At 71.2% G+C, this 24,300-nt stretch carries 21 protein-coding genes; 15 read left to right on the top strand and 6 right to left on the bottom strand.

Going from position 1 to position 24,300, the window contains the following annotated elements:
* Positions 1-51: 51 nt before the first annotated feature.
* From OG933_RS18205 to OG933_RS18180, 6 genes are all read left to right on the top strand, one after another.
* Positions 52-1,110 (top strand): LacI family DNA-binding transcriptional regulator, encoded by a 1,059-nt coding sequence (locus OG933_RS18205; RefSeq protein WP_362517808.1) that lies wholly within the window; start codon positions 52-54, stop codon positions 1,108-1,110.
* A 113-nt stretch (positions 1,111-1,223) separates the two neighbouring features.
* Positions 1,224-2,579, top strand: coding sequence for an endo-1,4-beta-xylanase (locus tag OG933_RS18200; RefSeq protein WP_405627856.1), 1,356 nt, complete (start codon positions 1,224-1,226; stop codon positions 2,577-2,579).
* A gap of 83 nt (positions 2,580-2,662) precedes the next feature.
* Positions 2,663-3,718 carry an LCP family protein gene (locus OG933_RS18195; protein WP_405627855.1) on the top strand — a complete coding sequence of 352 codons (1,056 nt, stop codon included), beginning with the start codon at positions 2,663-2,665 and terminating at the stop codon, positions 3,716-3,718.
* A gap of 161 nt (positions 3,719-3,879) precedes the next feature.
* On the top strand, positions 3,880-4,236 hold the full coding sequence (locus tag OG933_RS18190; RefSeq protein ID WP_020132164.1) for a YciI family protein: 357 nt from the start codon (positions 3,880-3,882) through the stop codon (positions 4,234-4,236).
* 222 nt (positions 4,237-4,458) lie between these two features.
* Positions 4,459-5,688, top strand: a complete 1,230-nt coding sequence (locus OG933_RS18185) for an RNA polymerase sigma factor (protein ID WP_362518338.1) — start codon at positions 4,459-4,461, stop codon at positions 5,686-5,688.
* Positions 5,689-5,908: 220 nt separating this feature from the next.
* Positions 5,909-7,954, top strand: coding sequence for a cell wall-binding repeat-containing protein (locus OG933_RS18180; protein ID WP_362517798.1), 2,046 nt, complete (start codon positions 5,909-5,911; stop codon positions 7,952-7,954).
* On the opposite strand, the gene OG933_RS18175 is transcribed toward OG933_RS18180, so the two are convergent.
* Positions 7,932-9,128, bottom strand: coding sequence for a THUMP-like domain-containing protein (locus OG933_RS18175; RefSeq protein ID WP_405627853.1), 1,197 nt, complete (start codon positions 9,126-9,128; stop codon positions 7,932-7,934). The two genes, OG933_RS18180 and OG933_RS18175, sit on opposite strands and share 23 nt — an antisense overlap.
* 236 nt (positions 9,129-9,364) lie before the next feature.
* Between OG933_RS18175 and OG933_RS18170 the strand changes: the two genes are divergently transcribed.
* The 4 genes from OG933_RS18170 to groL all read left to right on the top strand — a co-directional run bounded on the left by OG933_RS18170 (position 9,365) and on the right by groL (position 13,457).
* A complete protein-coding gene (locus tag OG933_RS18170; RefSeq protein WP_362517792.1) occupies positions 9,365-10,258 on the top strand; it encodes a polysaccharide deacetylase family protein in 894 nt (297 codons plus the stop codon).
* Positions 10,255-11,079 carry a polysaccharide deacetylase family protein gene (locus OG933_RS18165; RefSeq protein ID WP_405627851.1) on the top strand — a complete coding sequence of 275 codons (825 nt, stop codon included), beginning with the start codon at positions 10,255-10,257 and terminating at the stop codon, positions 11,077-11,079. Before OG933_RS18170 ends, OG933_RS18165 begins: the two co-directional genes overlap by 4 nt.
* A 332-nt stretch (positions 11,080-11,411) precedes the next feature.
* Positions 11,412-11,720 (top strand): co-chaperone GroES, encoded by a 309-nt coding sequence (gene groES / locus OG933_RS18160; RefSeq protein WP_020132158.1) that lies wholly within the window; start codon positions 11,412-11,414, stop codon positions 11,718-11,720.
* Positions 11,721-11,831: 111 nt separating this feature from the next.
* Positions 11,832-13,457 (top strand): chaperonin GroEL, encoded by a 1,626-nt coding sequence (groL, locus tag OG933_RS18155; RefSeq protein ID WP_020132157.1) that lies wholly within the window; start codon positions 11,832-11,834, stop codon positions 13,455-13,457.
* Positions 13,458-13,564: 107 nt separating this feature from the next.
* Here the strand turns inward: groL and OG933_RS18150 are convergent, their stop codons facing one another.
* From OG933_RS18150 to OG933_RS18140, 3 genes are all read right to left on the bottom strand, one after another.
* Positions 13,565-14,272: an ester cyclase gene (locus tag OG933_RS18150; RefSeq protein ID WP_362517789.1), complete on the bottom strand. Its 708-nt coding sequence runs from the start codon at positions 14,270-14,272 to the stop codon at positions 13,565-13,567.
* An 89-nt stretch (positions 14,273-14,361) separates the two neighbouring features.
* Positions 14,362-15,135: an SDR family oxidoreductase gene (locus OG933_RS18145; protein WP_020132155.1), complete on the bottom strand. Its 774-nt coding sequence runs from the start codon at positions 15,133-15,135 to the stop codon at positions 14,362-14,364.
* 195 nt (positions 15,136-15,330) lie between these two features.
* Complete coding sequence (locus OG933_RS18140; RefSeq protein WP_362517786.1) at positions 15,331-16,023, bottom strand: MOSC domain-containing protein; 693 nt, start codon at positions 16,021-16,023, stop codon at positions 15,331-15,333.
* An 80-nt stretch (positions 16,024-16,103) separates the two neighbouring features.
* Here OG933_RS18140 and OG933_RS18135 point away from each other — a divergent pair, with 80 nt between their 5' ends.
* A complete protein-coding gene (locus OG933_RS18135; RefSeq protein ID WP_362517783.1) occupies positions 16,104-17,039 on the top strand; it encodes a LysR family transcriptional regulator in 936 nt (311 codons plus the stop codon).
* Between the two features lie 128 nt (positions 17,040-17,167).
* Here the strand turns inward: OG933_RS18135 and OG933_RS18130 are convergent, their stop codons facing one another.
* Positions 17,168-17,497 carry a WhiB family transcriptional regulator gene (locus OG933_RS18130; protein ID WP_020132152.1) on the bottom strand — a complete coding sequence of 110 codons (330 nt, stop codon included), beginning with the start codon at positions 17,495-17,497 and terminating at the stop codon, positions 17,168-17,170.
* 379 nt (positions 17,498-17,876) lie between these two features.
* On the opposite strand from OG933_RS18130, the gene OG933_RS18125 reads away from it, so the two are divergent.
* The 4 genes from OG933_RS18125 to OG933_RS18110 all read left to right on the top strand — a co-directional run bounded on the left by OG933_RS18125 (position 17,877) and on the right by OG933_RS18110 (position 22,427).
* The gene (locus OG933_RS18125) at positions 17,877-18,488 is read left to right on the top strand and encodes a response regulator transcription factor (protein ID WP_003948568.1); all 612 of its coding nucleotides are present in this window, start codon (positions 17,877-17,879) and stop codon (positions 18,486-18,488) included.
* A gap of 429 nt (positions 18,489-18,917) precedes the next feature.
* Complete coding sequence (locus tag OG933_RS18120; RefSeq protein ID WP_028807228.1) at positions 18,918-19,505, top strand: sigma-70 family RNA polymerase sigma factor; 588 nt, start codon at positions 18,918-18,920, stop codon at positions 19,503-19,505.
* 164 nt (positions 19,506-19,669) lie between these two features.
* Positions 19,670-21,175 carry an IMP dehydrogenase gene (gene guaB / locus OG933_RS18115; protein WP_020132150.1) on the top strand — a complete coding sequence of 502 codons (1,506 nt, stop codon included), beginning with the start codon at positions 19,670-19,672 and terminating at the stop codon, positions 21,173-21,175.
* A gap of 127 nt (positions 21,176-21,302) precedes the next feature.
* Positions 21,303-22,427 (top strand): GuaB3 family IMP dehydrogenase-related protein, encoded by a 1,125-nt coding sequence (locus OG933_RS18110; RefSeq protein WP_020132149.1) that lies wholly within the window; start codon positions 21,303-21,305, stop codon positions 22,425-22,427.
* Between the two features lie 658 nt (positions 22,428-23,085).
* Here the strand turns inward: OG933_RS18110 and OG933_RS18105 are convergent.
* Positions 23,086-24,294, bottom strand: coding sequence for a nucleotide sugar dehydrogenase (locus OG933_RS18105; protein ID WP_020132148.1), 1,209 nt, complete (start codon positions 24,292-24,294; stop codon positions 23,086-23,088).
* Positions 24,295-24,300 lie beyond the last annotated feature (6 nt).

Below are 24,300 nucleotides of genomic sequence, written 5' to 3'. Positions count from 1 at the left end.
TGGCGTCGCAATAGGTTCGTCAAGAGGTCGCGTGGCGATACGATCGCCGCCATGACACCCTCGGAGCCCGTGGAAACGCGGACAGAAGCGCGGCCGACGCAGACCGCGACGCTCGCGGAGATCGCCCGTGAGGCCGGCGTATCGGCACCGACTGTTTCGAAGGTCCTCAACGGCCGCGCCGATGTCGCCCCGACGACCCGTAGCCGCGTCGAGGAACTGCTGCGCGCCCACGGCTACCGTCGCCGCCGCGCCGAGGCGACCCGTTCCCCCTTGATCGACCTGGTCTTCCACGAGCTGGAGAGCGCCTGGGCGATGGAGGTCATCCGGGGCGTGGAGAACGTGGCGCGCGACGCCGGGCTGAGTGTCGTGCTGAGCGAGAGCGCCGGACGGCTCACGCCCGGCCGGACCTGGGCCGACCAGGTGGCGGCCCGCCGCCCGCACGGGGTCGTGCTGGTCCTGTCCGGGCTCGACGAGTCCCAGCGGGCGCTGCTGACCAGCCGGTCCATCCCGTTCGTGGTGATGGACCCGGCCGGCGACCCGGGCGCCGACGTGCCGTCCATCGGGGCCACCAACTGGCAGGGCGGCCTCGCCGCGACCCGGCACCTGGTCGAGCTGGGGCACCGGCGGATCGGGGCGATCAGCGGGCCGCCGCAGATGATGTGCAGCCGCGCCCGGATCGACGGCTACCGGGCCGCGCTGGAGACGGCCGGGCTGCCGGTCGACCAGCAGCTGATCAAGACAGGCGACTTCCACCACGAGACCGGCTACCGGCTCGGCCGTGAGCTCCTCGACCGCCCCGACCGGCCCACCGCAGTCTTCGCGGGCAACGACCTCCAGGCGCTCGGCTGCTACGAGGCCGCCCGTGAGCTGGGGCTGCGCATCCCGGAGGACGTGAGCGTGGTCGGCTTCGACGACCTGCCGGTGGCCCGCTGGGTGGGCCCGCCGCTGACGACCGTACGGCAGCCGCTCACGGAGATGGCCGAGGCGGCGGCCCGGCTGGTGCTGGAGCTGGGGCGCTCGGCGTCCCGGGAGACGCCGACGGCGACGCGGGTGGAGCTGGCGACGAGCCTGGTGGTGCGCACGAGCACCGGGGCGCCGCCCGCCCGGTAGGACCCCGGGGACGCGGGTGGCCGGAAGTTGACGTATTGACGGGTGTGACGGACGCCTCCACACTCCTCCGAAGTCAATCGGTTGCACGACCGAAACTTTCGGAGGCACCCGCAATGAGATCCTCCAGTTCGTCGATACGTGCACGTCTCGCCGCCCTGCTCGCCGGGGCGGCCACCGTCGGCGCCCTCCTGAGCGGAGTGGCGCACGCCGCCGACACCCCGCTGCGCGAGCTCGGGGCGGCCAAGGGCAAGGTCGTCGGCACGGCGGTCACCGGCTCCAAGCTCACCGGGACCTACGGCGACATCGCAGGGGCGCAGTTCGGCTCGCTGACCCCCGGCAACGCCATGAAGTGGGGCTCGGTGGAGCCGACCCAGGGCTCCTTCAACTGGGCGGAGGCCGACCAGATCGTGGCCTTCGCGCAGGCCCACAACCAGCAGGTGCGCGGCCACACCCTGGTCTGGCACAGCCAGAACCCCAACTGGCTCACCAACGGCACCTGGACGTCCGCCCAGTTGAGCACCCTGCTGCAGAACCACATCAACACCGAGGTCGGCCGCTACCAGGGAAAGATCGCCGCCTGGGACGTCGTCAACGAGCCCTTCAACGAGGACGGCACCTACCGCTCGACCCTCTGGTACAACGGCCTCGGCGCGGACTACATCGCCAACGCGCTGACCTGGGCGCGGGCCGCCGACCCCGCCGCCAAGCTGTACATCAACGACTACAACGTCGAGGGCGTCAACGCGAAGAGCACCGCCCTCTACAACCTGGTCAAGTCGCTGAAGGAGCGGGGAGTCCCGATCGACGGGGTCGGCCTCCAGGCCCACCTCATCCTCGGTCAGGTCCCGTCCACCTTCCAGCAGAACATCCAGCGCTTCGCCGACCTCGGCGTCGACGTGGCCATCACCGAGCTGGACATCCGGATGACGCTCCCGTCCGACAGCGCCGAACTGGCCCAGCAGAAGGCCGACTACAAGGCGGTCACCGCGGCCTGTGTGGCGGTGGCGCGCTGCGTGAACCTCACCGTGTGGGGCTTCACCGACTCCGACTCCTGGGTGGAGAGCACCTTCCCGGGACAGGGGGCGGCGACGCCGTACGACGCGAACTACCTGCCGAAACCGGCGTACTACGGCATCGCGGAGGCGCTGGGCGGCACGACGACGCCTCCGCCGACCGGCGCGTGCACGGCGGCGTACAGCGTGGGCAGTCAGTGGAACACCGGGTTCACCGGGAACGTGACGATCTCCTGCTCGGGCGCCGCGCTGTCCTCCTGGAAGGTGACCTGGACGTACGGAGCGGGCCAGCAGATCACCCAGGCCTGGAACGCCGGCTGCACCCAGTCGGGGGCGGCCGTGACCTGTGTGAACGCCTCGTACAACGGGTCGGTTCCGGACGGGGGCTCGGTGAGCTTCGGGTTCAACGCGAGCTGGAGCGGCAGCAATCCGGTTCCGACGGTGACGCTGGGCTGAGGATCGTGAGATTTTCACAAGAAGTTCGCCGTGGGGCGGCCGTCCTAACAGTTCGCTCATAATTCGGACTTACGTTCCTGTGCGTGACGCGACACGAGGAGCAGGACGACGCGGGCAGACAGCAGGGCCGGCGGTCGAGAGTGCTGAAGGCCGCCGGTCTCACCCTGGCCGCCGCCCTGGTGGTGGGCATCGGGACGGCGGGCTGGGCCTACTGGCACCTCAACGACAACATCAAGAGCGTCGACATCGACAACGCGCTCGGCGACAACCGCCCCGCGAAGGCGGTCACGGCCCCGTCCCCGTCCGGCTCGGCGTCCGCCTCCCCACTGCCCACCGAGGCCGTGAACATCCTGGTGCTGGGCTCGGACTCGCGCAGCGGCGAGGAGAACCAGGCGCTCGGCGGCGGCGACAGCTCGGGCGCCCGTTCCGACACCGCGATGGTCGTGCACATCGACGCGGGCCGCACGACCGCCACCGTCGTCAGCATCCCGCGCGACACCCTCGTCACCCGCCCCTCCTGCCCGCTGTCCGACGGCGGCTCGACGGCGGTGGCCTACGGCGCGATGTTCAACACCGCCTACTCGGTCGGCGGTCCCGTCTGCGCCGTCAAGACGGTCGAGTCGATCACCGACGTCCGCATGGACCACTACATCGAGGTCGACTTCTCGGGCTTCGCGAAGCTCGTGGACGCGCTCGGCGGGGTCACCGTCACCACCGACGAGGACATCGACGACGACGACAGCCATCTGCACCTCGCGGCCGGCACCCACCATCTGGACGGCACCCGGGCGCTCGCCCTGGCCCGCACCCGGCACGGCATAGGCGACGGCAGCGACCTCGGCCGCATCGGCCTCCAGCAGACGCTGGTGAAGGCCCTGCTTCAGCAGATCGCCTCGACCGACCTGCTGACCAGCCCCACCGAGCTGTACACGGTCGCCGACGCGGTCACCGGCAGCCTCACGACGGACACCGGCCTCGACTCCCTCGCCGCGCTGATGGAGCTCGGCCAGAGCCTGAAGGGCCTCTCGGCCGCCCGCCTCGAGACGGTGACCATGCCCGTGGTGGCGGCCCCCTCCGACCCCAACCGGGTGGTGGCACAGGAACCGGCGGCGAGCGAGCTGTGGGCGTCGCTGAGGTGAACCGGCCCTGCTGGGTGCGGAAGGGGGCGTGAGCTGCGGAAACGCCGGCCGGAAAAGTTTCCGCGAAAAAGCCCGGCGAGGGTGTCGATCCGGTCGTCCCCCGTTCGACGAAGGGGTGAGAGGCCGGGAGGGACCCGGCTCACCGCATCCGAGGAGTCACCATGCCCCGCTACCTGTCGCTCGTGAAGATCGACGAGGCCACCGCCCCCGCCGAGGGCCCCAGCCCCGAGCTGATGCAGCGGATGGGCGAGCTGATCGAGGAGGTCACCAAGGCCGGCGTCATGCTCGACACCGCCGGGCTCACCCCGTCCGCGCAGGGTGTCCGCGCGCACTGGGAGGGCGGGAAGATCTCCCTCACCGACGGGCCCTTCACCGAGTCCAAGGAGGTCGTCGGCGGCTACGCGCTGATGCAGTGCAAGGACATGGCCGAGGCCATCGAGTGGACGAAGCGGTTCCTGAAGGTGCACGAGGAGCACTGGACGGTGACCTGTGAGGTGCGGGAGATCGCGGAAGGCTGAGCCTTCCTTGCCTCCCTTGGCCTGAACGACCACCGAGGTGTTCGATGGTGGGCTGTGGAACAACAGCCCGCCTCGGACCCCAGTCCCGCCTCGGACCCCAGTCCCGCCTCGGACCCCAGCACCGCCCCTGATCCGCGTGCCGCCTCGGACCCGCGTGCCGCCTCGGACTCCCGCGGCGCCCCGGATCCGCGTGCCGCGCGACCGCCGGACCCCCGTGCCGCCATCGAGACCGTCTTCCGCCTCGAGTCCCCCCGCGTCATCGCCGCCGTCGCCCGTGTCGTGCGGGACGTCGGCATCGCCGAGGAGCTGGCGCAGGACGCCCTGGTCGCCGCCCTGGAGCAGTGGCCGCGCGACGGGGTGCCGGACAACCCCGGCGCCTGGCTCACGGCCGCCGCCCGGCACCGCGCCGTCGACCTGGTCCGGCGCCGGGAGAACTACGCCCGCAAGCTCCAGGAGATCGGCCGCGGGCTGGACCCGGCGGTCCCGCCGGAGGAGCCCGCCGATCCGGATGCCATCGACGACGACCTGCTCAGGCTCGTCTTCACCGCCTGCCACCCGGTGCTCTCCGCCGAGGCCCGGATCGCCCTCACCCTGCGCCTGCTCGGCGGCCTGAGCACTCCCGAGATCGCCCGCGCCTTCCTGGTCCCCGAACCGACCGTCGCCCAGCGCATCGTCCGCGCCAAGAAGACCCTGGCCACCAGGAACATCGCCTTCGAGGTGCCGTACGGACCCGACCGCGAGGCCCGGCTCGGTTCGGTCCTCGACGTCATCTACCTCATCTTCAACGAGGGGTACGCGGCCACCGCGGGCGACGACTGGCTGCGCCCGGCCCTGTGCGAGGACGCGCTGCGGCTGGCCCGGCAGCTCGCGGCCCTGATGCCGAAGGAGCCCGAGGTCCACGGCCTGGTCTCGCTGCTGGAGTTCCAGGCGTCCCGCACGGCCGCCCGCACCGCCCCCGACGGCAGGCCCGTCCTGCTCAAGGACCAGGACCGGCGCCGCTGGAACCGCATGCTCGTCGCCCGTGGCATCGCCGCCCTCGACCGGGCCGGCGCCGTGGCCACCGGCGCCCCCGGCCCGTACGCCCTCCAGGCGGCCGTGGCCGCCTGTCACGCGCACGCCCACACCTACGAGGACACCGACTGGACGGCCATCGCCACCCTGTACGGGCTGCTGGTCGCCCGGACCCCGTCCCCGGTCGTCGAACTCAACCGCGCGGTCGCCGTGTCGATGGCGGACGGCCCGGGACCCGCGCTGGAGATCGTCGACCGTCTCGTCGCCGAGCCGACCCTGCGCGACTACCACCTCCTCCCCAGCGTCCGCGGCGACCTGCTGCTGCGGCTGGGCCGGACGGCGGAGGCGAAGGCCGAGTTCGAACGGGCCGCGGAGCTGACGGGCAACGAACGGGAACGGGAGCTGCTGCGGGCGCGGGCCGACGAGTGCCGACCGAACTGAGGGCACCTCGCGGCCCGCACACCTAAAGCCCCGGTAATTTCGAACGTTTGTCGGCCGTAAGTCCGTTCCCTTTGTGGCGGGGGCGACCTAGAGTGATCCGGCCGCTGTGGAACGACTGTGCGGCCGAGGGGAAACGGCGACGGGGGACGACGCCGACCCGACCCGGCCCACGCGCGGCTCCGACGACATCATGTGATCCCCGGGGGTCTACAACTTGAGAATGTTCACGCGCCGCCGTGCCGCGGCGCTCGCCACCGTGGCGGCGCTCGCCGCCGCGGGCACCCTGGCCGCCGTACCCGGCGCCGTCGCCGACGACGCCGGACCCTGGCCGGGCACCGAGGGCAAGATCCTCAACGACGGCGGGTTGCTCGTCGACCCCGCCACCGGCCAGACCAGCACCATCCCCAACGTGGGCAGTTACGCCACCTGGGCACCGGACGGAAGCCGCGTGCTCAGCGTGTCCGGCCAGATCTCCAGCGTGCTGCCCAACGGCACCAAGAAGATCACCCTGCCGTGGGCGCAGGGCCTGCGCTCCAGCGCCCCGTACGAGGACCTGACCTTCTGGAACGGCGGCCGCTACGTCGTCTTCGCCAGCGGCGGTCAGCTCGCCTACGGCCCCTCCGACGCTTCGTGGGCGCCCGGCCCGCTGCTGCCGGCGAACCTGGAACCGGCCACCGTCTGCGACTCCGAGCCGAGCGTGAACGTCAAGGGCCTCGTCGCGTTCGAGCGCCGCGCGGGCAGCTGCAACGCCGGTGCCGGCGTGTACGTCTACGACGGCTCCGCGAACACGGTCAAGCTCGCCCTGGCCGACGCCGAGCAGCCCGCCTGGTCGCCGGACGGCACCAAGCTGGCGTTCGTCCGCAAGGACACCGACGGCAACCCGCAGATCTTCACGGCGAACGCCGACGGCACCGACGTCAAGCAGCTCACCACCGGCCCGCGCCGGTACGCCGCCCCGTCCTGGTCGCCGACCGGCAAGCGGATCCTCTTCGACGCCCACACCTCGCCGAACAGCGACGACGTGCACACCGTCGAGTACGTCGACACGACGACCGGCGAGCTGACCGCGGTCACCGGCGCGACGCAGAGCAACCAGGTCGGGAACCCCAGCTGGCAGCCGCTGCGCAAGAACGGCACCGCGCGGATCTGGGGCGCCAACCCCTACCTCACCGTCACCGCCTCCTCCCGCTGGACCTGGAACACCGTCGGCGGGAGCGTGCCCGGCCTGATGGACGCCAAGTCCGCGGTGCTGGTCAACCAGGACGACCCGGCGTACGCCGTCAGCGCGCCCGCCCTGGCCGGCCGGAAGGAGGGCCCGGTGCTGATGACCCAGAAGACCGGGCTGTCCTCGACGACGAAGAACGAGCTGAAGCGGATGCTGAAGCCCGGCAAGCCCGTGTACCTGGTCGGCAGCACGTCCGTCCTGGACAACACGGTCCTCAACCAGGTGAAGGCGCTCGGCTACGTCCCCGTGCGGCTGACCGGCGCGGACCGCTACGCGACCTCGGTGATGGTGACCAGGACGATCACCTCCGCCCCCAAGTACGTCTTCCTGGCCGGCGGTACCGAGTACCGCGCGGCCCTCTCGGCGGCGGCCGCGGCCGGCTCGGACGGCGCCGCCAGCGCGGGCGGTGTCGTGCTCACCAACGGCAACAAGCTGACCGCGTCGGTGCAGTCGTACCTGAACAGCCTGAACCCCGACAAGACCATGATCATCACGGTCGGTGCGGCGGCGAAGTACGCGCTGACCCACTCGAGCTTCTCGCGCTGGCCGTCGACGTACTCGTACTACCCGATCTCGGGGACCACGGACCCGTCGATCTCGGTGGCCATCGCGATGTTCTGGTGGTCCGCGCCGAGCCAGACCGGCCTCGCCTACTCCGGCTCCTGGCGCGACGGCGTGTCGGCGGCCTCGGCGATGAACGTCTTCGGACCTCTCCTGTGGACCACCAGCGCCGCCGCTCCGTCGCCCGAGCTCACCAGCTACTTCCAGCGTGAGACGGCCAGCGTCAACTTCACGGCGGCCTTCGGCGTCAACAGCTCGATCTCCCCGGCCGCGCTGAACACCGTGGGCGCCACGATGGGCCCGGGCAGCGCCTACGTCACGTACACCCCGTACCTGAACGGCGTCATCCCGCCGAGCACGTCGGCGAGTGCCTTCGCCGCCCGCACCGACGGCGACGCCTCGGACACCACCGCGCAGCGTCCCGGCGCGGTCGGTGCCCAGCCGAACCTGGCACCGCTCAAGACGCTCCACCGGCAGTAACGGCCGACCCGGCGGGGGCCCCGACGAGCATCGTCGGCGCCCCCGCCACCCGTGTCAGGAACACGGTCGCCGAGTGCGGCCCCTGACCCTTGGGGAGCACCTTCCTGCGCAGCTCCTCCGGCTCCACCGCCGACCCCCGCTTCTTCACGGTCAGGATCCCGACCTCCCGCTCCCGCAGCAGCGCCTTCAACTTCTTCACGTTGAAGGGAAGCCGGTCGGTGATCTCGTAGGCGGTGGCGTAGGGGGTGGGCCGCAGGGCGTCGGCGGTGACGTAGGCGATGGTCTCGTCGATCAGCCCGCCGTCGAGCTCCCGGGCCACGTCGGCGACCAGATGGGCCCGGATGACGGCGCCGTCGGGCTCGTACAGATACCGCCCGACCGGCCGGACGTCCGGGTCGGGCAGCCCGGCGCCGAGCAGGGTCCGCGGCCCCGGGAGCAGGGTGGCCCGCACGGCCCCCGGCTCGGTGCCGAACCACAGCACCGCCTCCTTCACGTCCCCGCCGTCCGAGATCCACTCGGCCTCGGCCTCGGCCGGGATCGCCTCGTGCGGCACGCCGGGCGCGATCTTGAGGGCGGCGCGCGGGGCGGCGAGGGCTGCGCCGACCGCCCACGACAGGGGAGGCGAGTACGCCTCGGGATCGAAGATGCGCCCGCGGCCGCCCCGGCGCGCCGGATCGACGAACACGGCGTCGTAGCCACCGGTGTCCACCTCGGTGACGTCCGCCTCCCGCACCTCGATCAGCGCGCTCAGCCCCAGCGCGTCGGCGTTCGCGCGCGCCACCTCGGCCGTGACCGGGTCCCGGTCCACGGCCAGCACCCGGATCCCGGCCCGGGCGAGCGCGATCGCGTCGCCGCCGATCCCGCAGCACAGGTCGGCGACCGACGTCACGCCCTGTGCCTTCATCCGCTCGGCCCGGTATCCGGCGACACTCGCCCGCGTCGACTGCTCCACGCCGTTCGGCGTGAAGAACATCCGCTCCGCGTCCTCGGCCCCGAACTTCGCCGCCGCCCGCTGGCGCAGCCGGGCCTGGCCGAGCGCCGCGGACACCAGGCCGGCCGGGTGCTCGCGGCGCAGCCGGGTGGCGACGGCGAGCTCGTCGGCGGGAGCGGTGCCGCGCACCAGGTCGAGGAGGGCACGGCCCTCGGCGGTGAGGAGGGGAGCGAGGTCGTTCACCACCTCATTGTCGACCAGCGGCCCGCGGCACCGGTCACCGCCCGCCGCTGCCGGTCTCTTTGGGCCAGTCGGTGGATGGTGTGTCTTCGGCGGCGGTGTCGGACGGGGTTGCGGGGCGGTGACTGCGAGGATCCGGCGCCATGGGACCTGTCGTACAAAATGATGAGAAGCGCGGCTGTTCTCGGGTACCGCGGCGGCGCGGGCCGGCCCGCCGGCGCGCGGGCGTCCGGAGCCTGATGGCCGTCCTCGCGCTGGCCACCATCGCCTCGGGCTGCGCGGGAGGCGGCGAGGGCGCCGGCCGCGCGGCCCGCCCCGCGCCGGGCCAGCAGCCCCGGAAGGCGGGGCCGCCTCCCGCGGCGCCACCCGCCCGCGCCCTGCACTCGTACGCCTCCAGGCTCCGCGCCGCACACCAGGCCCGGGTCGCCGCGGCGAAGCGCTGGGGTCTGAAGAAGGTCCCGTTGACACCCCCGGCGCCGCCCGCGGACAAGCCGGAGATCACCACCCGCAAGGGCTTCGAGGTCCACGATCACGAGGAACTCGGCCTCCCGCCCGTCTTCACCACGATCCCGACCAGGGACCGGGTCGTCTTCCTCACCATCGACGACGGCGCCGAGAAGGACCCGGCGTTCCTGCGCATGATGAGCGAGCTGAAGATCCCGTACACCGCCTTCCTCAGCGACTACCTGGTCAAGGACGACTACGGCTACTTCAAGAAGATGCAGGACCGGGGCGTGGGACTGAACAACCACACCCTGCACCACCCCTACCTGCCCGCCCTTTCCTACACCCGCCAGAAGCGCGAGATCTGCGGCATGCAGAACGTGATCGAGAAGCGCTACGGCAAGCGCCCCACCCTCTTCCGGCCGCCGTTCGGCAACTACGACCAGGACACCCTGCGCGCCGCGAAGACCTGCGGCGTGCGCTACGCCCCGCTCTGGGCCGAGGAGGTCTTCGTCGACCACTGGGAGTACCGCGAGTGGGACCAGGACCTCCACCCCGGCGACATCGTCCTGAGCCACTTCCGCGGCCGAGGCGACTGGAAGGGCACGATGCCCGACATGGTCCGCCGGTTCCTGAACAAGGTCACGGCGAAGGGGTACGCGGTGGCACGCCTGGAGGACTACCTGTGAGGACGCGGGGGCTGCCGGCCGTACTGCTGATCCTGACGACCCTCACGACACTGGCGACCCTGGCGGGCTGCGCCCAGTCCGTCGACCCGATCGAACGGCTCGGCAAGAAGGCCGCCGCCCGGGTCCGCCCGCACGGCCCGGCCGCGCAGGACGCGTACCGCCGCTGGGGTCTGACGGCCCCGCTGGCCCCCGCGCCGCGCCACCCCGCCCGCTCCCTGGCAGGCAGCCCGGGAGCGGCCTTCCCGCCGGTCGTCGACCACGTCCCGACCACCGACAAGGTCGTCTTCCTCACCTACGACGACGGCGCCGAGCGCGACCCCCGCTTCGTCGACATGGTCCGCGAGCTGCGTCTGCCGGTGAGCATGTTCCTCACGGACAGCGTGGTGGGCCCGGGCTATGCCCACTTCGCCCGCCTGCGGTCCGTCGGCGCGAACATCCAGAACCACACCCTGGACCACCCGGCCCTGCGCGGCCTGCCCTACGCCGGCCAGCGCGCCGAGATCTGCGGCCAGCAGGACAAACTCCGCGCCCGCTTCGGCCTGCGCCCCCGCCTCTTCCGTCCGCCCTACGGCACCTACGACACCACCACCCGACGCGCCGCCGCCGACTGCGGCATCGCGGCCGTCGTCCTGTGGCGTGCCTCGATGGGCCCCACCGACCTCACCTACACACACGGCCCCCACCGCCTCCACCCCGGCGACATCATCGCCGTGGCCCCGGACGAGTCGACGGGCCCGGGCCTGAGGGAACGCACGACGCACCTGCTGCGCCGGGTACAGGAGCAGGGCCTGACGGTGGGCAGGCTGGAGGACTATCTGTAGGACGCGTGCATCTCAGCCCGTCCGGCGATTGAGGACGAGGCCCCTTCAGGGCCGAAGCGGGGGCCCGGGGGCGGCAGCCCCCGGTACGGGACTCACGCGGGCGCACCACGGCAAAAGGTCTACTCACCCAAGCCGAAATCCGGCCGACGCGCCGCAGGCATTGGCACTCCGCTTGACCGAGTGCTAATCACGGTCATAGTCTCAGTTCTGGCACTCCCCCCTGGAGAGTGCCAACACGCGACGGGCAGGTCCGGCACCCGCGACGACGGATCCACCTGGTCGCCACCTCAGACAGTTAGCCCCGTGAGATCTCCGAAGGGGGAGGTCGGATCGTGACGACCACCAGCTCCAAGGTTGCCATCAAGCCGCTCGAGGACCGCATTGTGGTCCAGCCGCTCGACGCCGAGCAGACCACCGCCTCTGGCCTGGTCATCCCGGACACCGCGAAGGAGAAGCCCCAGGAGGGCGCTGTCCTCGCGGTGGGCCCGGGTCGCTTCGAGAACGGCGAGCGCCTGCCGCTCGACGTCAAGGTCGGCGACGTAGTCCTGTACAGCAAGTACGGCGGCACCGAGGTGAAGTACAACGGCGAGGAGTACCTCGTCCTCTCGGCTCGCGACGTGCTCGCGATCATCGAGAAGTAATTCACCCAGTTTTGCAGTGAACTGCGCCCCTGGCCCCCGCGACTCAGTGAGCCGGGTGCTGGGGGCGCCGTTCGTTTCACCCACGTTTTCCGAGAGGGCTGAACCGCTCCCATGGCGAAGATCCTGAAGTTCGACGAGGACGCCCGTCGCGCCCTCGAGCGCGGCGTCAACAAGCTTGCCGACACGGTCAAGGTGACGATCGGCCCCAAGGGCCGCAACGTCGTCATCGACAAGAAGTTCGGCGCCCCCACCATCACCAACGACGGTGTCACGATCGCCCGCGAGGTCGAGCTCGACGACCCGTACGAGAACCTCGGTGCCCAGCTGGTGAAGGAGGTGGCGACCAAGACCAACGACATCGCGGGTGACGGTACGACCACCGCCACCGTGCTCGCCCAGGCGCTGGTACGCGAGGGTCTGAAGAACGTTGCCGCGGGTGCCTCCCCGGCCGCCCTGAAGAAGGGCATCGACGCCGCCGTCAAGGCCATCTCCGACGATCTGCTGGCCACCGCCCGCCCGATCGACGAGAAGTCCGACATCGCCGCCGTCGCCGCGCTGTCCGCCCAGGACCAGCAGGTCGGCGAGCTCATCGCCGAGGCGATGGACAAGGTCGGCAAGGACGGTGTCATCACCGTCGAGGAGTCCAACACCTTCGGTCTGGAGCTGGACTTCACCGAGGGCATGGCCTTCGACAAGGGCTACCTGTCCCCGTACTTCGTGACGGACCAGGAGCGCATGGAGGCCGTCCTCGAGGACCCCTACATCCTCATCAACCAGGGCAAGATCTCCTCGATCGCCGACCTGCTGCCGCTGCTGGAGAAGGTCATCCAGACCAACTCCTCCCGCCCGCTGCTGATCATCGCCGAGGACCTCGAGGGCGAGGCCCTGTCGACCCTGGTCGTGAACAAGATCCGCGGCACCTTCAACGCGGTCGCCGTGAAGGCCCCCGGCTTCGGTGACCGTCGCAAGGCGATGCTGCAGGACCTCGCGGTCCTCACCGGCGCCACCGTCATCTCCGAAGAGGTCGGCCTCAAGCTCGACCAGGTCGGCGTCGACGTGCTCGGCTCCGCCCGCCGCGTCACCGTCACCAAGGACGACACCACGGTCGTCGACGGTGCCGGCGACTCCGCCGAGGTCCAGGGCCGCGTCGGCCAGATCAAGGCCGAGATCGAGAACACCGACTCCGACTGGGACCGCGAGAAGCTCCAGGAGCGCCTCGCGAAGCTGGCCGGCGGCGTGTGCGTGATCAAGGTCGGCGCCGCCACCGAGGTGGAGCTGAAGGAGAAGAAGCACCGTCTCGAGGACGCCATCTCCGCGACCCGCGCCGCGGTCGAGGAGGGCATCGTCTCCGGCGGTGGCTCCGCGCTCGTCCACGCCGCCAAGGTGCTCGAGGGCGGCCTCGGCAAGACCGGCGACGAGGCGACCGGTGTCGCCGTCGTCCGCCGCGCCGTCGTCGAGCCGCTGCGCTGGATCGCCGAGAACGCGGGCCTCGAGGGCTACGTCATCACCTCCAAGGTCGCCGAGCTCGACAAGGGCCAGGGCTTCAACGCCGCGACCGGCGAGTACGGCGACCTGGTCAAGGCCGGCGTCATCGACCCGGTCAAGGTCACCCGCTCCGCCCTGGAGAACGCCGCCTCCATCGCCTCCCTCCTCCTGACGACCGAGACCCTGGTCGTCGAGAAGAAGGAAGAGGAAGAGCCGGCCGCCGCGGGCCACTCCCACGGTCACTCCCACTGACGCAGCGCGTCGGTACAACGGCCCGGGTCGACAGGCACTGACCCAGGTCGCAGGCACGGCAGAGGCCCGGCACCCCATGAACAAGGGGTGCCGGGCCTCCGCGTCGCCTACCGCTCCAGCGCGTCCAGCGCGCCCAGCTGCTCCATCAGCCCCAGCCGGTCGTACTGCCACCAGGCTTCGACGATCTTCCCGTCCTCCCGGCACCGGAAGACGGTCGTGCCGGTCATCCCGACCTGCTTCCCGGTCGCCGGGATCCCCATGAAGTCACCCTTGTGGGTGCCGCTCCAGGTCCACCGGTTGCACACGCGGTCACCCTGCTCGATCTGGTCGTCGAGGGAGAAGGCGAAGTCGAACCCGCCCCGCCACATCTCGACCTCCCGGCGCATCGCGTCCATCCCCATGGTGTCCTGCTCGTTGGCGGGATCGTGGTCGTGATAGTCCTCGGCCAGCAGACCGTCGAGCGGCGGCAGTGCGCCGCGCGTGCCGATCGCCTCGAAGAACCGCCGCGCCGTCCCGGCGTACAACTGCTCGTCCCGTACGACATCGAGATCCGTGAAGGTCGGCATCTCGTCGCACAGGGCCACCAGCTCCCGGAAGACCTTGTCGGTCTCCGGAAGGTTCGAGTTCCGCATCGCCTCCTCGTACGAAGGGAACTCCACGATCTCGATGAAGTGCGAGGCGTCCGAGCGGTCCTTGCCGACCACCGCGTGCGACGCGGTCCGCTTGCCCCTGGTCTGTTCGACCCAGGTGTCCATCAGCCGGTCCATCTCGTCGAACCGGCTGGTCTTGCAGTCGATGAGCTGTACGAACGTCATGACGCCGCCTCCGGCCCCCCTGGGTCCGGTCCCTGTCACGCCCATTTTCCCACCGGAGCGCCGACGCCACCCGCCCACCGCCGGGCCCGCTACTGCGGCCCGTACTTCCGGCCCGTCCTCGAACTGATCCCGCCCAGCAGCGAGCGGGGCGTCACCTTCACCAGGCCCATCAGCGCCTTGTAGCGCGGGTCGGGGATGGACAGCGACTTCCCGCGCGCCAGGTCGTGCAGCGCCGCCGCGACCAGCTTGTCCGCGTCCAGCCACATCCAGCCCGGGATGTTGTCCGTGCCCATCCCGGCCCGCTCGTGGAACTCCGTGCGCACGAACCCCGGGCACAGCGCCATCAGCCGCACCCCGCTGCCCGCCAGGTCCTTCGCCGCGCCCTGGGTGAACTGCACGACCCAGGCCTTGGACGCCCCGTACGTCCCGCGCGGCACGAAGGCCGCCACCGAGGCCACGTTGACGACACCCCCGCGCCCGCGCTCGCGCATCGCCGCCGTCGCCGCGGACGTCAGCCGCAGCACCGCCTCGCAGTGCACCTTGAGCATCTTCAGCTCGTCGGCCATGGACACGTCGAGATAGCGGCCCTTGTTGCCGAAGCCGGCGTTGTTGATCAGCAGGTCGACGGGGTTCTTGCGGTCACCGAGCCGGGCGGCCACCGCCTCGATGCCCCCGTCCGTGGCGAGGTCGGCCGTCAGCACCTCCGCCTCGATGCCGTGCCGGTCGTGCAACTCGGTCGCCTGCTCGCGCAGCCGCTTGATGTCCCGTGCCACGAGGACGAGATCATGCCCGTCCGCCGCCAGTCTGCGCGCGAACGCGGCACCGATGCCCGCGGTCGAACCCGTAATCAGAGCCGTTGTCATGGCAGAAGATTAGTGACCCGGAGTACCGGCGTCCGTTCTCTGCACGCGGCCTCCCGAAGGTGAAGACTCCGTGCGCACACCCGCGCCCGCCGCGCCGCGCCCCGCCCCGCGAAACCGACTCGGCTGATGCCGAATCAGCACCCGCAACCCTCACCGGACTTGCCCCCGGATCCGGACAAGCTCCCGGACCCCGGACTAGTCCCCGGCCCCGGATCCGGCTCCGCCCCCGTACTTCGCCACGTACTCCCGGGCCGCCGCCAGTGTCTCCGAGTGCAGGGCCTCGCCCGCCGCGAGCAGCCGGGGCAGCAGCTCCCGGTGCGTGGTGGCGGCCTGGAACTGCATCCTGGCCGTCACCTCGTGCTCCGGCAGGTGGACGATCCGCACCGGATCCCCCGCGCGGATCTCACCCGGCACGACGACCCGCAGATACGCGCCCGTGGCCGCCTTCTCGGTGAACCGCCGCACCCATCGCTTCTCGCCCACGTGGCCCTGGAAGGTGCCGCACGGTATCCGCCCGGACGTCACCTCCAGCACCACCTCGGGGCCGATCCGCCAGCGCTCGCCGATCCGCGCGCCGGAGACGTCGAGACCCGTGGTGGTGAGGTTCTCGCCGAACGCGCCGTTGGCCAGCGTGCGCCCCAGCTCGCGCTCCCAGTCGTCGAGGTCCTCGCGGGCGACGGCGTACACCGCCTGGTCGTCGCCGCCGTGGTGGCGCAGGTGGCACACGGTGTCCCCGGCCAGTCCGCTCCCCCCGACCCCCTTGGGGCCGGGCGCCGCGATCCGCACGGGTCCCTCGACCGGCCGCTTGTCGATCCCGGTCAGGCCCTGCGGCTGGTCGGTGTACGGCACGGCCTTCGCGCGGCCCAGATTGACAGACAGAAGCCTCATAGCGGCACGGTACGAGCCCGGAGGTCAAAGTGTCGACGCATTATTCGCGCGACTGTCCAAGGCTCGCTTATGCTCGGCGGATGATCGAGGCCCGTCATCTCCGCGTCCTGCGTGCCGTGGCCGCCACCGGCTCCTTCTCGGCGGCCGGGCGCGAACTGGGCTGCACCCAGCCGGCCGTCAGCCAGCAGATGAAGGCGCTGGAGGCGTCCGTCGGCACCCCCCTGCTGATCCGCAGCGGACGCGAGATGCGGCTGACCCAGGCGGGCGAGGCCCTCGTCCGGCACGCGGCCGGCATCCTGTCCGGACTGACCGCCGCCGAGGAGGAGGTCGCCGCCATCGCGGGGCTGCGCGCCGGCCGGGTCCGTCTGGTGTCCTTCCCCAGCGGCAGCTCCACCCTCGTCCCCACCGCCCTCGCCGCCCTGCGCGCGGCCCACCCCGGCACCCGGGTCTCCCTGGAGGAGGCCGAGCCGCCGAAGTCGGTCGAGCTGCTCCGCGAGGGCGACTGCGACATCGCTCTCGCCTTTCGCTACGAACGCGCGACGGGCACCGGCGACGCCGAGCAGGCAGGCGAAGGCGAATGGGACGACCTGGTCGTACGGCCGCTGCTGACGGACCGGCTGGTCGCCCTCGTCCCCGAACGGCACCGCCTGGCGCGCACGGGACCCTCGGGGTCCGTCGCGATCGGCGACCTCGCCGCCGAGCCGTGGATCGCGGGCTGTCCGCGCTGCCGCGGCCAGTTGGTCCAGGTGTGCGAGAGCGCCGGCTTCACGCCGCGCATCGACTTCGCGACCGACGACTATCCGGCGGTGGTCGGCCTGGTGGGCGCCGGCCTCGGCGTCGCCGTGCTGCCCCAGCTCGCGATCGAGTCCGTCCGGCCGCGTGGCGCCCGCGCGGTGACCCTGGAACCGGCGGTGCGGCGGGAGATCGTCGCGCTCACGCTGCCCGACCTGGCCCAGGTGCCGGCGGTGTCGGCCACGCTGGAGCAGCTGGCGCGGGCGGCGGCGCGCCTCGGCTGACAGCAGCCGAGAACGGCGGGCACCGCAGCCGAAAAGGGCGGGCACAGCAGCCGAAAAAGGCGGGCACACGCGTGTGTGCCCGCCTTTTTGGGAACCGCCGCTTCACAGCGCTGTGCAGAAACGTTCCTTCATGTGTTCGAGGAGGCGTCTCTCGCGCCCGACGACGCCGATACCAGGCGATTGCGCGCCCGGCCCATCAGCTCCTCGCGCTCGTCCTCGGTCAACCCGCCCCACACGCCGTACGGCTCGCGTACCGCCAGCGCGTGCGCCGCGCACTGCGCGCGGACCGGGCACCTCATGCAGACCTCCTTGGCCGAGTTCTCTCGAGCGCTCCGAGCCGCCCCGCGCTCACCCTCCGGATGGAAGAAGAGCGAACTGTCCACCCCGCGGCAGGCAGCCAGGAGCTGCCAGTCCCACAGGTCCGCGTTCGGTCCGGGAAGGCGGGAGAAATCTGCCATTGCGTGACCCCTTGTAGCCGTTCAGAGCGGATACGGTGCCCACGACCGTACAACTACGATCTAAGGAGATGAAAATATGACTCATTGCGAATCTAGCCTCAGACACCAGTAAAAGGGAAGAAATAGGGCCGAATGGGGCATCGCTTGTGATGAAAGCTTGAGGGTCCGCGTGGTCACCTCCTCTGTATCCGCCCCCTCACGTAGAGTGCCGAAGAATGCATGCAGCCCCGTAACTCTTTCGAGTGACCGTCGTTGAGAGTGCGGTGGCGGTTGAAAACACAAACGCTCGGGCAGGCGTCCGAGACGGTCGACCGCACAGGTGACGATTCGTAACAGCCTGGAGGCACAAGGTGACGCGCATCAGCTGCGGAGGGCGGCCATGACTTCCGTCCTCGTCTGCGACGACTCCCCGCTTGCCCGAGAGGCGCTCCGCCGCGCGGTTGCGACCGTGCCCGGCGTCGAGCGCGTGACGACGGCGGCCAACGGCGAGGAAGTCCTCCGCCGCTGGGGTGCCGACCGCTCGGACCTGATTCTGATGGACGTACGCATGCCCGGACTGGGCGGCGTCGAGACCGTGCGTCGGCTTCTGTCAGCCGACCCCGGAGCACGCATCATCATGCTGACCGTCGCGGAGGACCTCGACGGCGTCGCCCTCGCGGTGGCCGCCGGCGCCCGCGGCTATCTGCACAAGGACGCCTCGCGCGCCGAACTGCGGGCGACCGTCACGCAGGCGCTCGCCGACCCGACCTGGCGGCTCGCCCCGCGCCGGCTGCGCTCGGCCGAGATGGGCGCTGCGCCCACGCTCACCGCGCGTGAGATCCAGGTCCTCGAAGGCATGAGCCACGGCCGCTCCAACGCGGAGATCGGCCGTGAGCTGTTCCTCTCCGAGGACACCGTCAAGACGCACGCCCGCCGGCTCTTCAAGAAGCTCGGCGCCTCGGACCGCGCGCACGCGGTGGCGCTCGGCTTCCGGTGGGGACTGGTCCGTTAGGCCGCGTCCCCGCCCTCCCGTCCCCGCCGCCCGCCCGTGCGGGTCCGGAGCGGGACGGGGCCCGGCCCGAGGCGGGGCGGCCCCGGCCGTCCGGCAGATCCGACCGGGTCGGGTTCGGGTGACATCCGTCATTCAGTGAGGAGAGCGGGGTCATGGGTGAACCTCCCTGCTCAGACGCGGTGCGGAGGTCGGACGAGGACCCCTCCCGCCGCACGGCGGACGGGGGCGGCACAGGCTCTCGCCGGGTGCCCGCTGCTCGTTTCGCCGCGGATGCCGCATCCTTGAGGTGTGGAGTTCCTCGGGGACGAGTCGGTCGAGCGGGAGGGGAGGGCGCAGGGGATGAGTTCCGGCGCACCTGCTCATAACGCTTCGGTGCACAACGACGGGCACGGTGCCGCGGCCGGTCCGGCCGCAGTGCACCATGGACCGATGCGCGATGACGAGGCGGTCACTGCCGTGGGGACGATCGGGTCGCTCGTCCATCGCGCCGTGGATGGCGACGAGCAGGCCACCCACGACCTGCTGGCCCATGTCCACCCCCTGGCACTGCGCTACTGCCGCACCCGGCTGTCCCGGCTGCCCGGCGACGCGCGCCACTTCGTGGAGGACCTCGCCCAGGAGGTCTGTGTCGCGGTTCTCCTCGCGCTGCCCCGTTACCGGGACACCGGCAGGCCCTTCGAGGCCTTCGTCTTCGCCATTGCCGCGCACAAGGTCGCCGACCTCCAGCGCGCCGCGATGCGCCACCCGGGCTCGACGGCGGTCCCCTCCGACGAGATGCCCGAGCGGCCGGACGACTCACTCGGCCCCGAGGAGCGCGCCCTGCTCAGCAGCGATGCCGAGTGGGCCAAGAAGCTCATGGCCAACCTGCCGGAGAACCAGCGGGAGCTGCTCCTGCTGCGGATCGCCGTGGGCCTCACCGCCGAGGAGACCGGCCAGATGTTGGGAATGTCACCCGGAGCGGTCCGCGTGGCCCAGCACCGGGCACTGAGCAGACTGCGCGCGCTCGCCGAGCAGTAGCAGTCCGCAGCAGCCCCTTCGGAACAGGCGTCGATGAACAGGGCGCCGACCGTTTCCGTGCGAACATACGAAGCCCGGAGTCACGCTCGACCGTGGAATTCGGGAGGTGCGCTTCCCGTTAGCATGGACATCCGCACCGATCAAGGCCATTTGGGGAAGGTGTCATGACTGCCAACGTCGACGGAGTGCCCGGAAAATTCGCGACCCTCGGGCTCACCTACGACGACGTGCTGCTGCTGCCGGGCCCGTCGGACATGGCTCCCGACGAGATCGACACCGCCTCGTACGTCTCCAAGAACGTGCGGGTGAACATCCCGCTCCTGTCCGCCGCCATGGACAAGGTCACCGAATCGCGCATGGCGATCGCGATGGCCCGTCAGGGCGGCGTCGGTGTTCTGCACCGCAATCTCTCCATCGAGGACCAGGCCAACCAGGTCGACCTCGTGAAGCGTTCCGAGTCCGGCATGGTGACCGACCCGATCACCATCCACCCGGAGGCCACGCTCGCCGAGGCCGACGCGCTGTGCGGCAAGTTCCGCATCAGCGGCGTCCCGGTCACCGACGGCAACAAGCGGCTGCTCGGCATCGTCACCAACCGCGACATCGCCTTCGAGACCGACCGCACGCGCCGTGTGCACGAGGTCATGACGCCGATGCCGCTGGTCACCGGCAAGGTCGGCATCTCCGGTGTCGAGGCCATGGAGCTGCTGCGCAAGCACAAGATCGAGAAGCTTCCGCTGGTCGACGACGAGGGCGTGCTCAAGGGCCTCATCACGGTCAAGGACTTCGTCAAGGCGGAGAAGTACCCGCACGCCGCGAAGGACGCCGAGGGCCGTCTGCTGGTCGGCGCCGCCGTCGGCGTCGCCGGTGACTCCTTCGAGCGGGCCCAGGCCCTGATCGAGCGCGGCGTCGACTTCATCGTCGTGGACACCGCCCACGGCCACTCGCGGCTCGTCGGCGACATGATCGCCAAGATCAAGTCGAACCACACGCGAGTGGACGTCATCGGCGGCAACATCGCCACCCGCGACGGCGCCAAGTCCCTGGTGGACGCGGGCGCCGACGCCATCAAGGTCGGCGTCGGTCCGGGCTCCATCTGTACGACGCGCGTGGTCGCCGGCATCGGCGTCCCGCAGGTCACCGCCATCTACGAGGCCGCGCTCGCCGCCAAGGAGGCCGGAGTCCCGGTCATCGGCGACGGCGGCCTGCAGTACTCCGGCGACATCGCCAAGGCCCTGGTCGCGGGCGCCGACACGGTGATGCTGGGTTCGCTGCTGGCGGGCTGCGAGGAGTCGCCGGGCGAGCTGCTGTTCATCAACGGCAAGCAGTTCAAGTCGTACCGCGGCATGGGCTCCCTGGGCGCCATGCAGACCCGCGGTGAGCGCAAGTCGTTCTCCAAGGACCGCTACTTCCAGGAGGGCGTCGCCTCCGACGAGCAGCTGATCCCCGAGGGCATCGAGGGCCAGGTGCCCTACCGCGGCCCGCTGTCCTCCGTCGTCCACCAGCTGGTCGGCGGTCTGCGTCAGTCGATGTTCTACGTCGGCGGCCGGACCGTGCCGGAGCTCCAGGACAACGGCCGCTTCGTCCGGATCACGTCCGCGGGCCTGAAGGAGAGCCACCCGCACGACATCCAGATGACGGTCGAGGCGCCGAACTACAGCCGCAAGTGACCCCCACGCGCGCGTGAAGCGTTCGTAAGGCGTACCGAGGGCGGTCCCGGAGACTCCGGGGCCGCCCTTGTCGTACCCGTCGGCGATACTGGAAGACGCTGCAACGCATCAGGGAAAGGCCACACACGTGACTGAGATCGAGATCGGGCGCGGCAAGCGCGGCCGCCGGGCGTACGCCTTCGACGACATCGCCGTCGTCCCCAGCCGCCGTACCCGGGACCCGAAGGAGGTCTCGATCGCCTGGCAGATCGACGCCTACCGGTTCGAGCTGCCCTTCCTGGCCGCCCCCATGGACTCGGTCGTCTCCCCGGCCACCGCCATCCGCATCGGCGAGCTGGGCGGCCTCGGCGTCCTCAACCTCGAGGGCCTGTGGACCCGGCACGAGGACCCGCAGCCGCTGCTCGACGAGATCGTCGAGCTGGACGCGGAGACCGCGACCCGCCGCCTCCAGGAGATCTACGCGGCCCCCATCAAGGAGGAGCTGATCGGGCAGCGCATCAAGGAGGTGCGCGACTCGGGCGTGGTCACCGCGGCCGCGCTCTCCCCGCAGCGCACGGCCCAGTTCTCCAAGGCCGTCGTGGACGCGGGCGTGGACATCTTCGTCATCCGCGGCACGACCGTGTCGGCGGAGCACGTCTCCGGCTCGCACGAGCCGCTGAACCTGAAGCAGTTCATCTACGAGCTCGACGTGCCGGTGATCGTCGGCGGCTGCGCCACCTACACGGCGGCCCTGCACCTGATGCGCACGGGCGCGGCGGGCGTCCTGGTCGGCTTCGGCGGCGGCGCGGCGCACACCACGCGCAACGTGCTGGGCATCCAGGTCCCGATGGCGACGGCGGTCGCGGACGTGGCGGCGGCCCGCCGCGACTACATGGACGAGTCCGGCGGCCGGTACGTGCACGTGATCGCGGACGGCGGCGTCGGCTGGTCCGGCGACCTGGCCAAGGCGATCGCCTGCGGCGCCGACTCGGTGATGATGGGCTCGCCGCTCGCGCGCGCGACCGACGCGCCGGGCCGCGGCCACCACTGGGGCATGGAGGCGGTCAACGAGGAGCTGCCGCGTGGGCAGAAGGTCGACCTCGGCACGGTCGGCACCATCGAGGAGGTCCTCACGGGCCCCTCGCACACGCCCGACGGCTCGATGAACCTCTTCGGCGCCCTGCGCCGCGCCATGGCCACCACCGGCTACAGCGAGCTCAAGGAGTTCCAGCGCGTCGAGGTGACGGTCGCGGACTCGGTGCACCGGCGATAGGCGCTTTTTCCGTAGGACGTCGGCAGGGGCCGGTCAACTCACTCGGGTGAGGTGGCCGGCCCCTGCCGCATGCCCGGACGGGCAGGGGCGTGTGACGCGGAGCGGGGGCGCGCGGTTGCGTTCAGGGCGGAACCGGGCTGGTCAGGGCGGTCGCGGGCGATAGCGTCCGGGTCGGCGCCCCAGTTGTGTGGGGTGCCCCCTTCCAAGGACATGGTTCCGGACCCCGGCCCTCGGGGCCCGGCCCGAGTTCCTGAACGTGCCGTCCACCGGGTCATGGCGGCGTCGTGGAAGGGGGCGCCCATGGGACGTCACCGCAAGCCCACCCGCTGGGACCGACTCCGTCTTCGGACGGTGCAGTGCCGGAGGAGGTGGATCTTGCGTCTTTTCGGATGGTGAGCGGCCGCCCCCATAGCAACTAGGGGCGGACACTCCGTGATCCATCCTGGAGCCTGCCGCAGTGGCCACTGCGGTGGGCTCCGCCTGTTTTCGGATGGTGAGCGGCCGCCCCCATACCAACTAGGGGCGGACACTCCGTGATCCATCCTGGAGCCTGCCGCAGTGACCGCTGCGGTGGGCTCCGCCTGTTCCGTACGTTACCGGCGGGCCGTGGCGCACGCCACCAGTCCCCGGAGCCCGAGGAGGCCGTGCGCGCTCCGTTTCACAACCGGTGCGCCGCCCCCGTGGGGGTGGCACCCCGCGTGTCCAGCAGCAGCTGTGCCTTCACCGACAGGCCCTGGAGGTCGTACGTCCGGTGCTGCTGGAGGAGGATCGTCAGGTCGGCGTCGGCGGCGGCCTCGTAGAGGGAGTCGGCGCGCGGCACCGGGCGGTCCAGGACGCTCCAGGACGGGACGTGCGGATCGTTGTAGCTGACGGCCGCGCCGAGCTCCATCAGGCGGATCGCGATCTCGCGCGCGGGGGTGTTCTGCTGGTCGGCGAGGTCCGGCTTGTAGGTGACGCCGAGCAGCAGCACGCGTGCGCCCCGGGCCGACTTGCCGTGCTCGTTGAGGAGGGCGGCGGCGCGCTGGACGACGTAGCGGGGCATGCGGCTGTTGACCTGCTGGGCCAGTTCGACCATGCGCAGCGGGCTGCCGGGGTGGCCGGTGCGGTCCAGGGGGACGGAGTGGCCGCCGACGCCGGGGCCGGGGCGGAAGGTCTCGAAGCCGAAGGGCTTGGTCTCCGCGCAGCGGACGACGTCCCACAGGTCGACGCCCAGGTCGTGGCAGAGGACGGCCATCTCGTTGACGAGGGCGATGTTGACGTGCCGGAAGTTGGTCTCCAGGAGCTGCACGGTCTCGGCCTCTCGCAGGCCACGCGCGCGTACCACCTTGTCGGTGAGACGGCTGTAGAAGGCGGCGGCGGACTCGGTGCAGGCGGGGGTGAGGCCGCCGATGACCTTCGGGGTGTTGGCCGGGTTGAAGGCGCGGCTGCCGGGGTCGACCCGGCTGGGGGAGTAGGCGAGGTGGAAGTCGCGTCCCGCGCGGAGGCCGGAGGTCTCCTCCAGCAGCGGCCGCAGGAATTCCTCCGTGGCCCCGGGGTACACGGGCGACTCGAGGATCACGGTGGTGTGCGGGCGCAGGTGCCCGGCGAGGGTGCGGGCGGCCGTCTCCAGCTGGCTCAGGTCCAGTCCGCCGTCCGCGTCGCGCGGGGTGGGGGCGCAGATGACGGCGGTGCGCACCCGGCCGAGCTCTGCCGGGTTGGTGGCGGGCCGAAAGCCTCCCGAGAGCATCCGGCGCAGTTCGGCGGGGCTGAGGGAGCCGGCCTCGGGGCCGGTGCGGTAGCCGATGGTGGGGATTCCGGCGGCCACGGCGGCCTGGGCCAGGGGCAGGCCGAACGGGCCGAGTCCGATGACGGCGAGATCTGCGGGCATGGCGTA

Origin of the sequence: Streptomyces sp. NBC_00016, from assembly GCF_045040885.1 — a bacterium.
Lineage (GTDB): Bacteria > Actinomycetota > Actinomycetes > Streptomycetales > Streptomycetaceae > Streptomyces > Streptomyces coriariae.
Note: the sequence above shows the minus strand (reverse complement) of the source record. Positions and strands in the feature narration are given on the sequence as shown.

What these genes read in the sequence shown, in the direction of transcription:
- OG933_RS18205 (WP_362517808.1), top strand. Translation starts at nt 52, where the DNA reads ATGACACCCTCGGAGCCCGTGGAAACGCGGACAGAAGCGCGGCCGACG.
- OG933_RS18200 (WP_405627856.1), top strand. Translation starts at nt 1,224, where the DNA reads ATGAGATCCTCCAGTTCGTCGATACGTGCACGTCTCGCCGCCCTGCTC.
- OG933_RS18190 (WP_020132164.1), top strand. Translation starts at nt 3,880, where the DNA reads ATGCCCCGCTACCTGTCGCTCGTGAAGATCGACGAGGCCACCGCCCCC.
- OG933_RS18180 (WP_362517798.1), top strand. Translation starts at nt 5,909, where the DNA reads ATGTTCACGCGCCGCCGTGCCGCGGCGCTCGCCACCGTGGCGGCGCTC.
- OG933_RS18170 (WP_362517792.1), top strand. Translation starts at nt 9,365, where the DNA reads ATGGCCGTCCTCGCGCTGGCCACCATCGCCTCGGGCTGCGCGGGAGGC.
- groL (WP_020132157.1), top strand. Translation starts at nt 11,832, where the DNA reads ATGGCGAAGATCCTGAAGTTCGACGAGGACGCCCGTCGCGCCCTCGAG.
- OG933_RS18150 (WP_362517789.1), bottom strand. Translation starts at nt 14,272, where the DNA reads ATGACGTTCGTACAGCTCATCGACTGCAAGACCAGCCGGTTCGACGAG.
- OG933_RS18145 (WP_020132155.1), bottom strand. Translation starts at nt 15,135, where the DNA reads ATGACAACGGCTCTGATTACGGGTTCGACCGCGGGCATCGGTGCCGCG.
- OG933_RS18140 (WP_362517786.1), bottom strand. Translation starts at nt 16,023, where the DNA reads ATGAGGCTTCTGTCTGTCAATCTGGGCCGCGCGAAGGCCGTGCCGTAC.
- OG933_RS18135 (WP_362517783.1), top strand. Translation starts at nt 16,104, where the DNA reads ATGATCGAGGCCCGTCATCTCCGCGTCCTGCGTGCCGTGGCCGCCACC.
- OG933_RS18130 (WP_020132152.1), bottom strand. Translation starts at nt 17,497, where the DNA reads ATGGCAGATTTCTCCCGCCTTCCCGGACCGAACGCGGACCTGTGGGAC.
- OG933_RS18125 (WP_003948568.1), top strand. Translation starts at nt 17,877, where the DNA reads ATGACTTCCGTCCTCGTCTGCGACGACTCCCCGCTTGCCCGAGAGGCG.
- OG933_RS18120 (WP_028807228.1), top strand. Translation starts at nt 18,918, where the DNA reads ATGCGCGATGACGAGGCGGTCACTGCCGTGGGGACGATCGGGTCGCTC.
- guaB (WP_020132150.1), top strand. Translation starts at nt 19,670, where the DNA reads ATGACTGCCAACGTCGACGGAGTGCCCGGAAAATTCGCGACCCTCGGG.
- OG933_RS18105 (WP_020132148.1), bottom strand. Translation starts at nt 24,294, where the DNA reads ATGCCCGCAGATCTCGCCGTCATCGGACTCGGCCCGTTCGGCCTGCCC.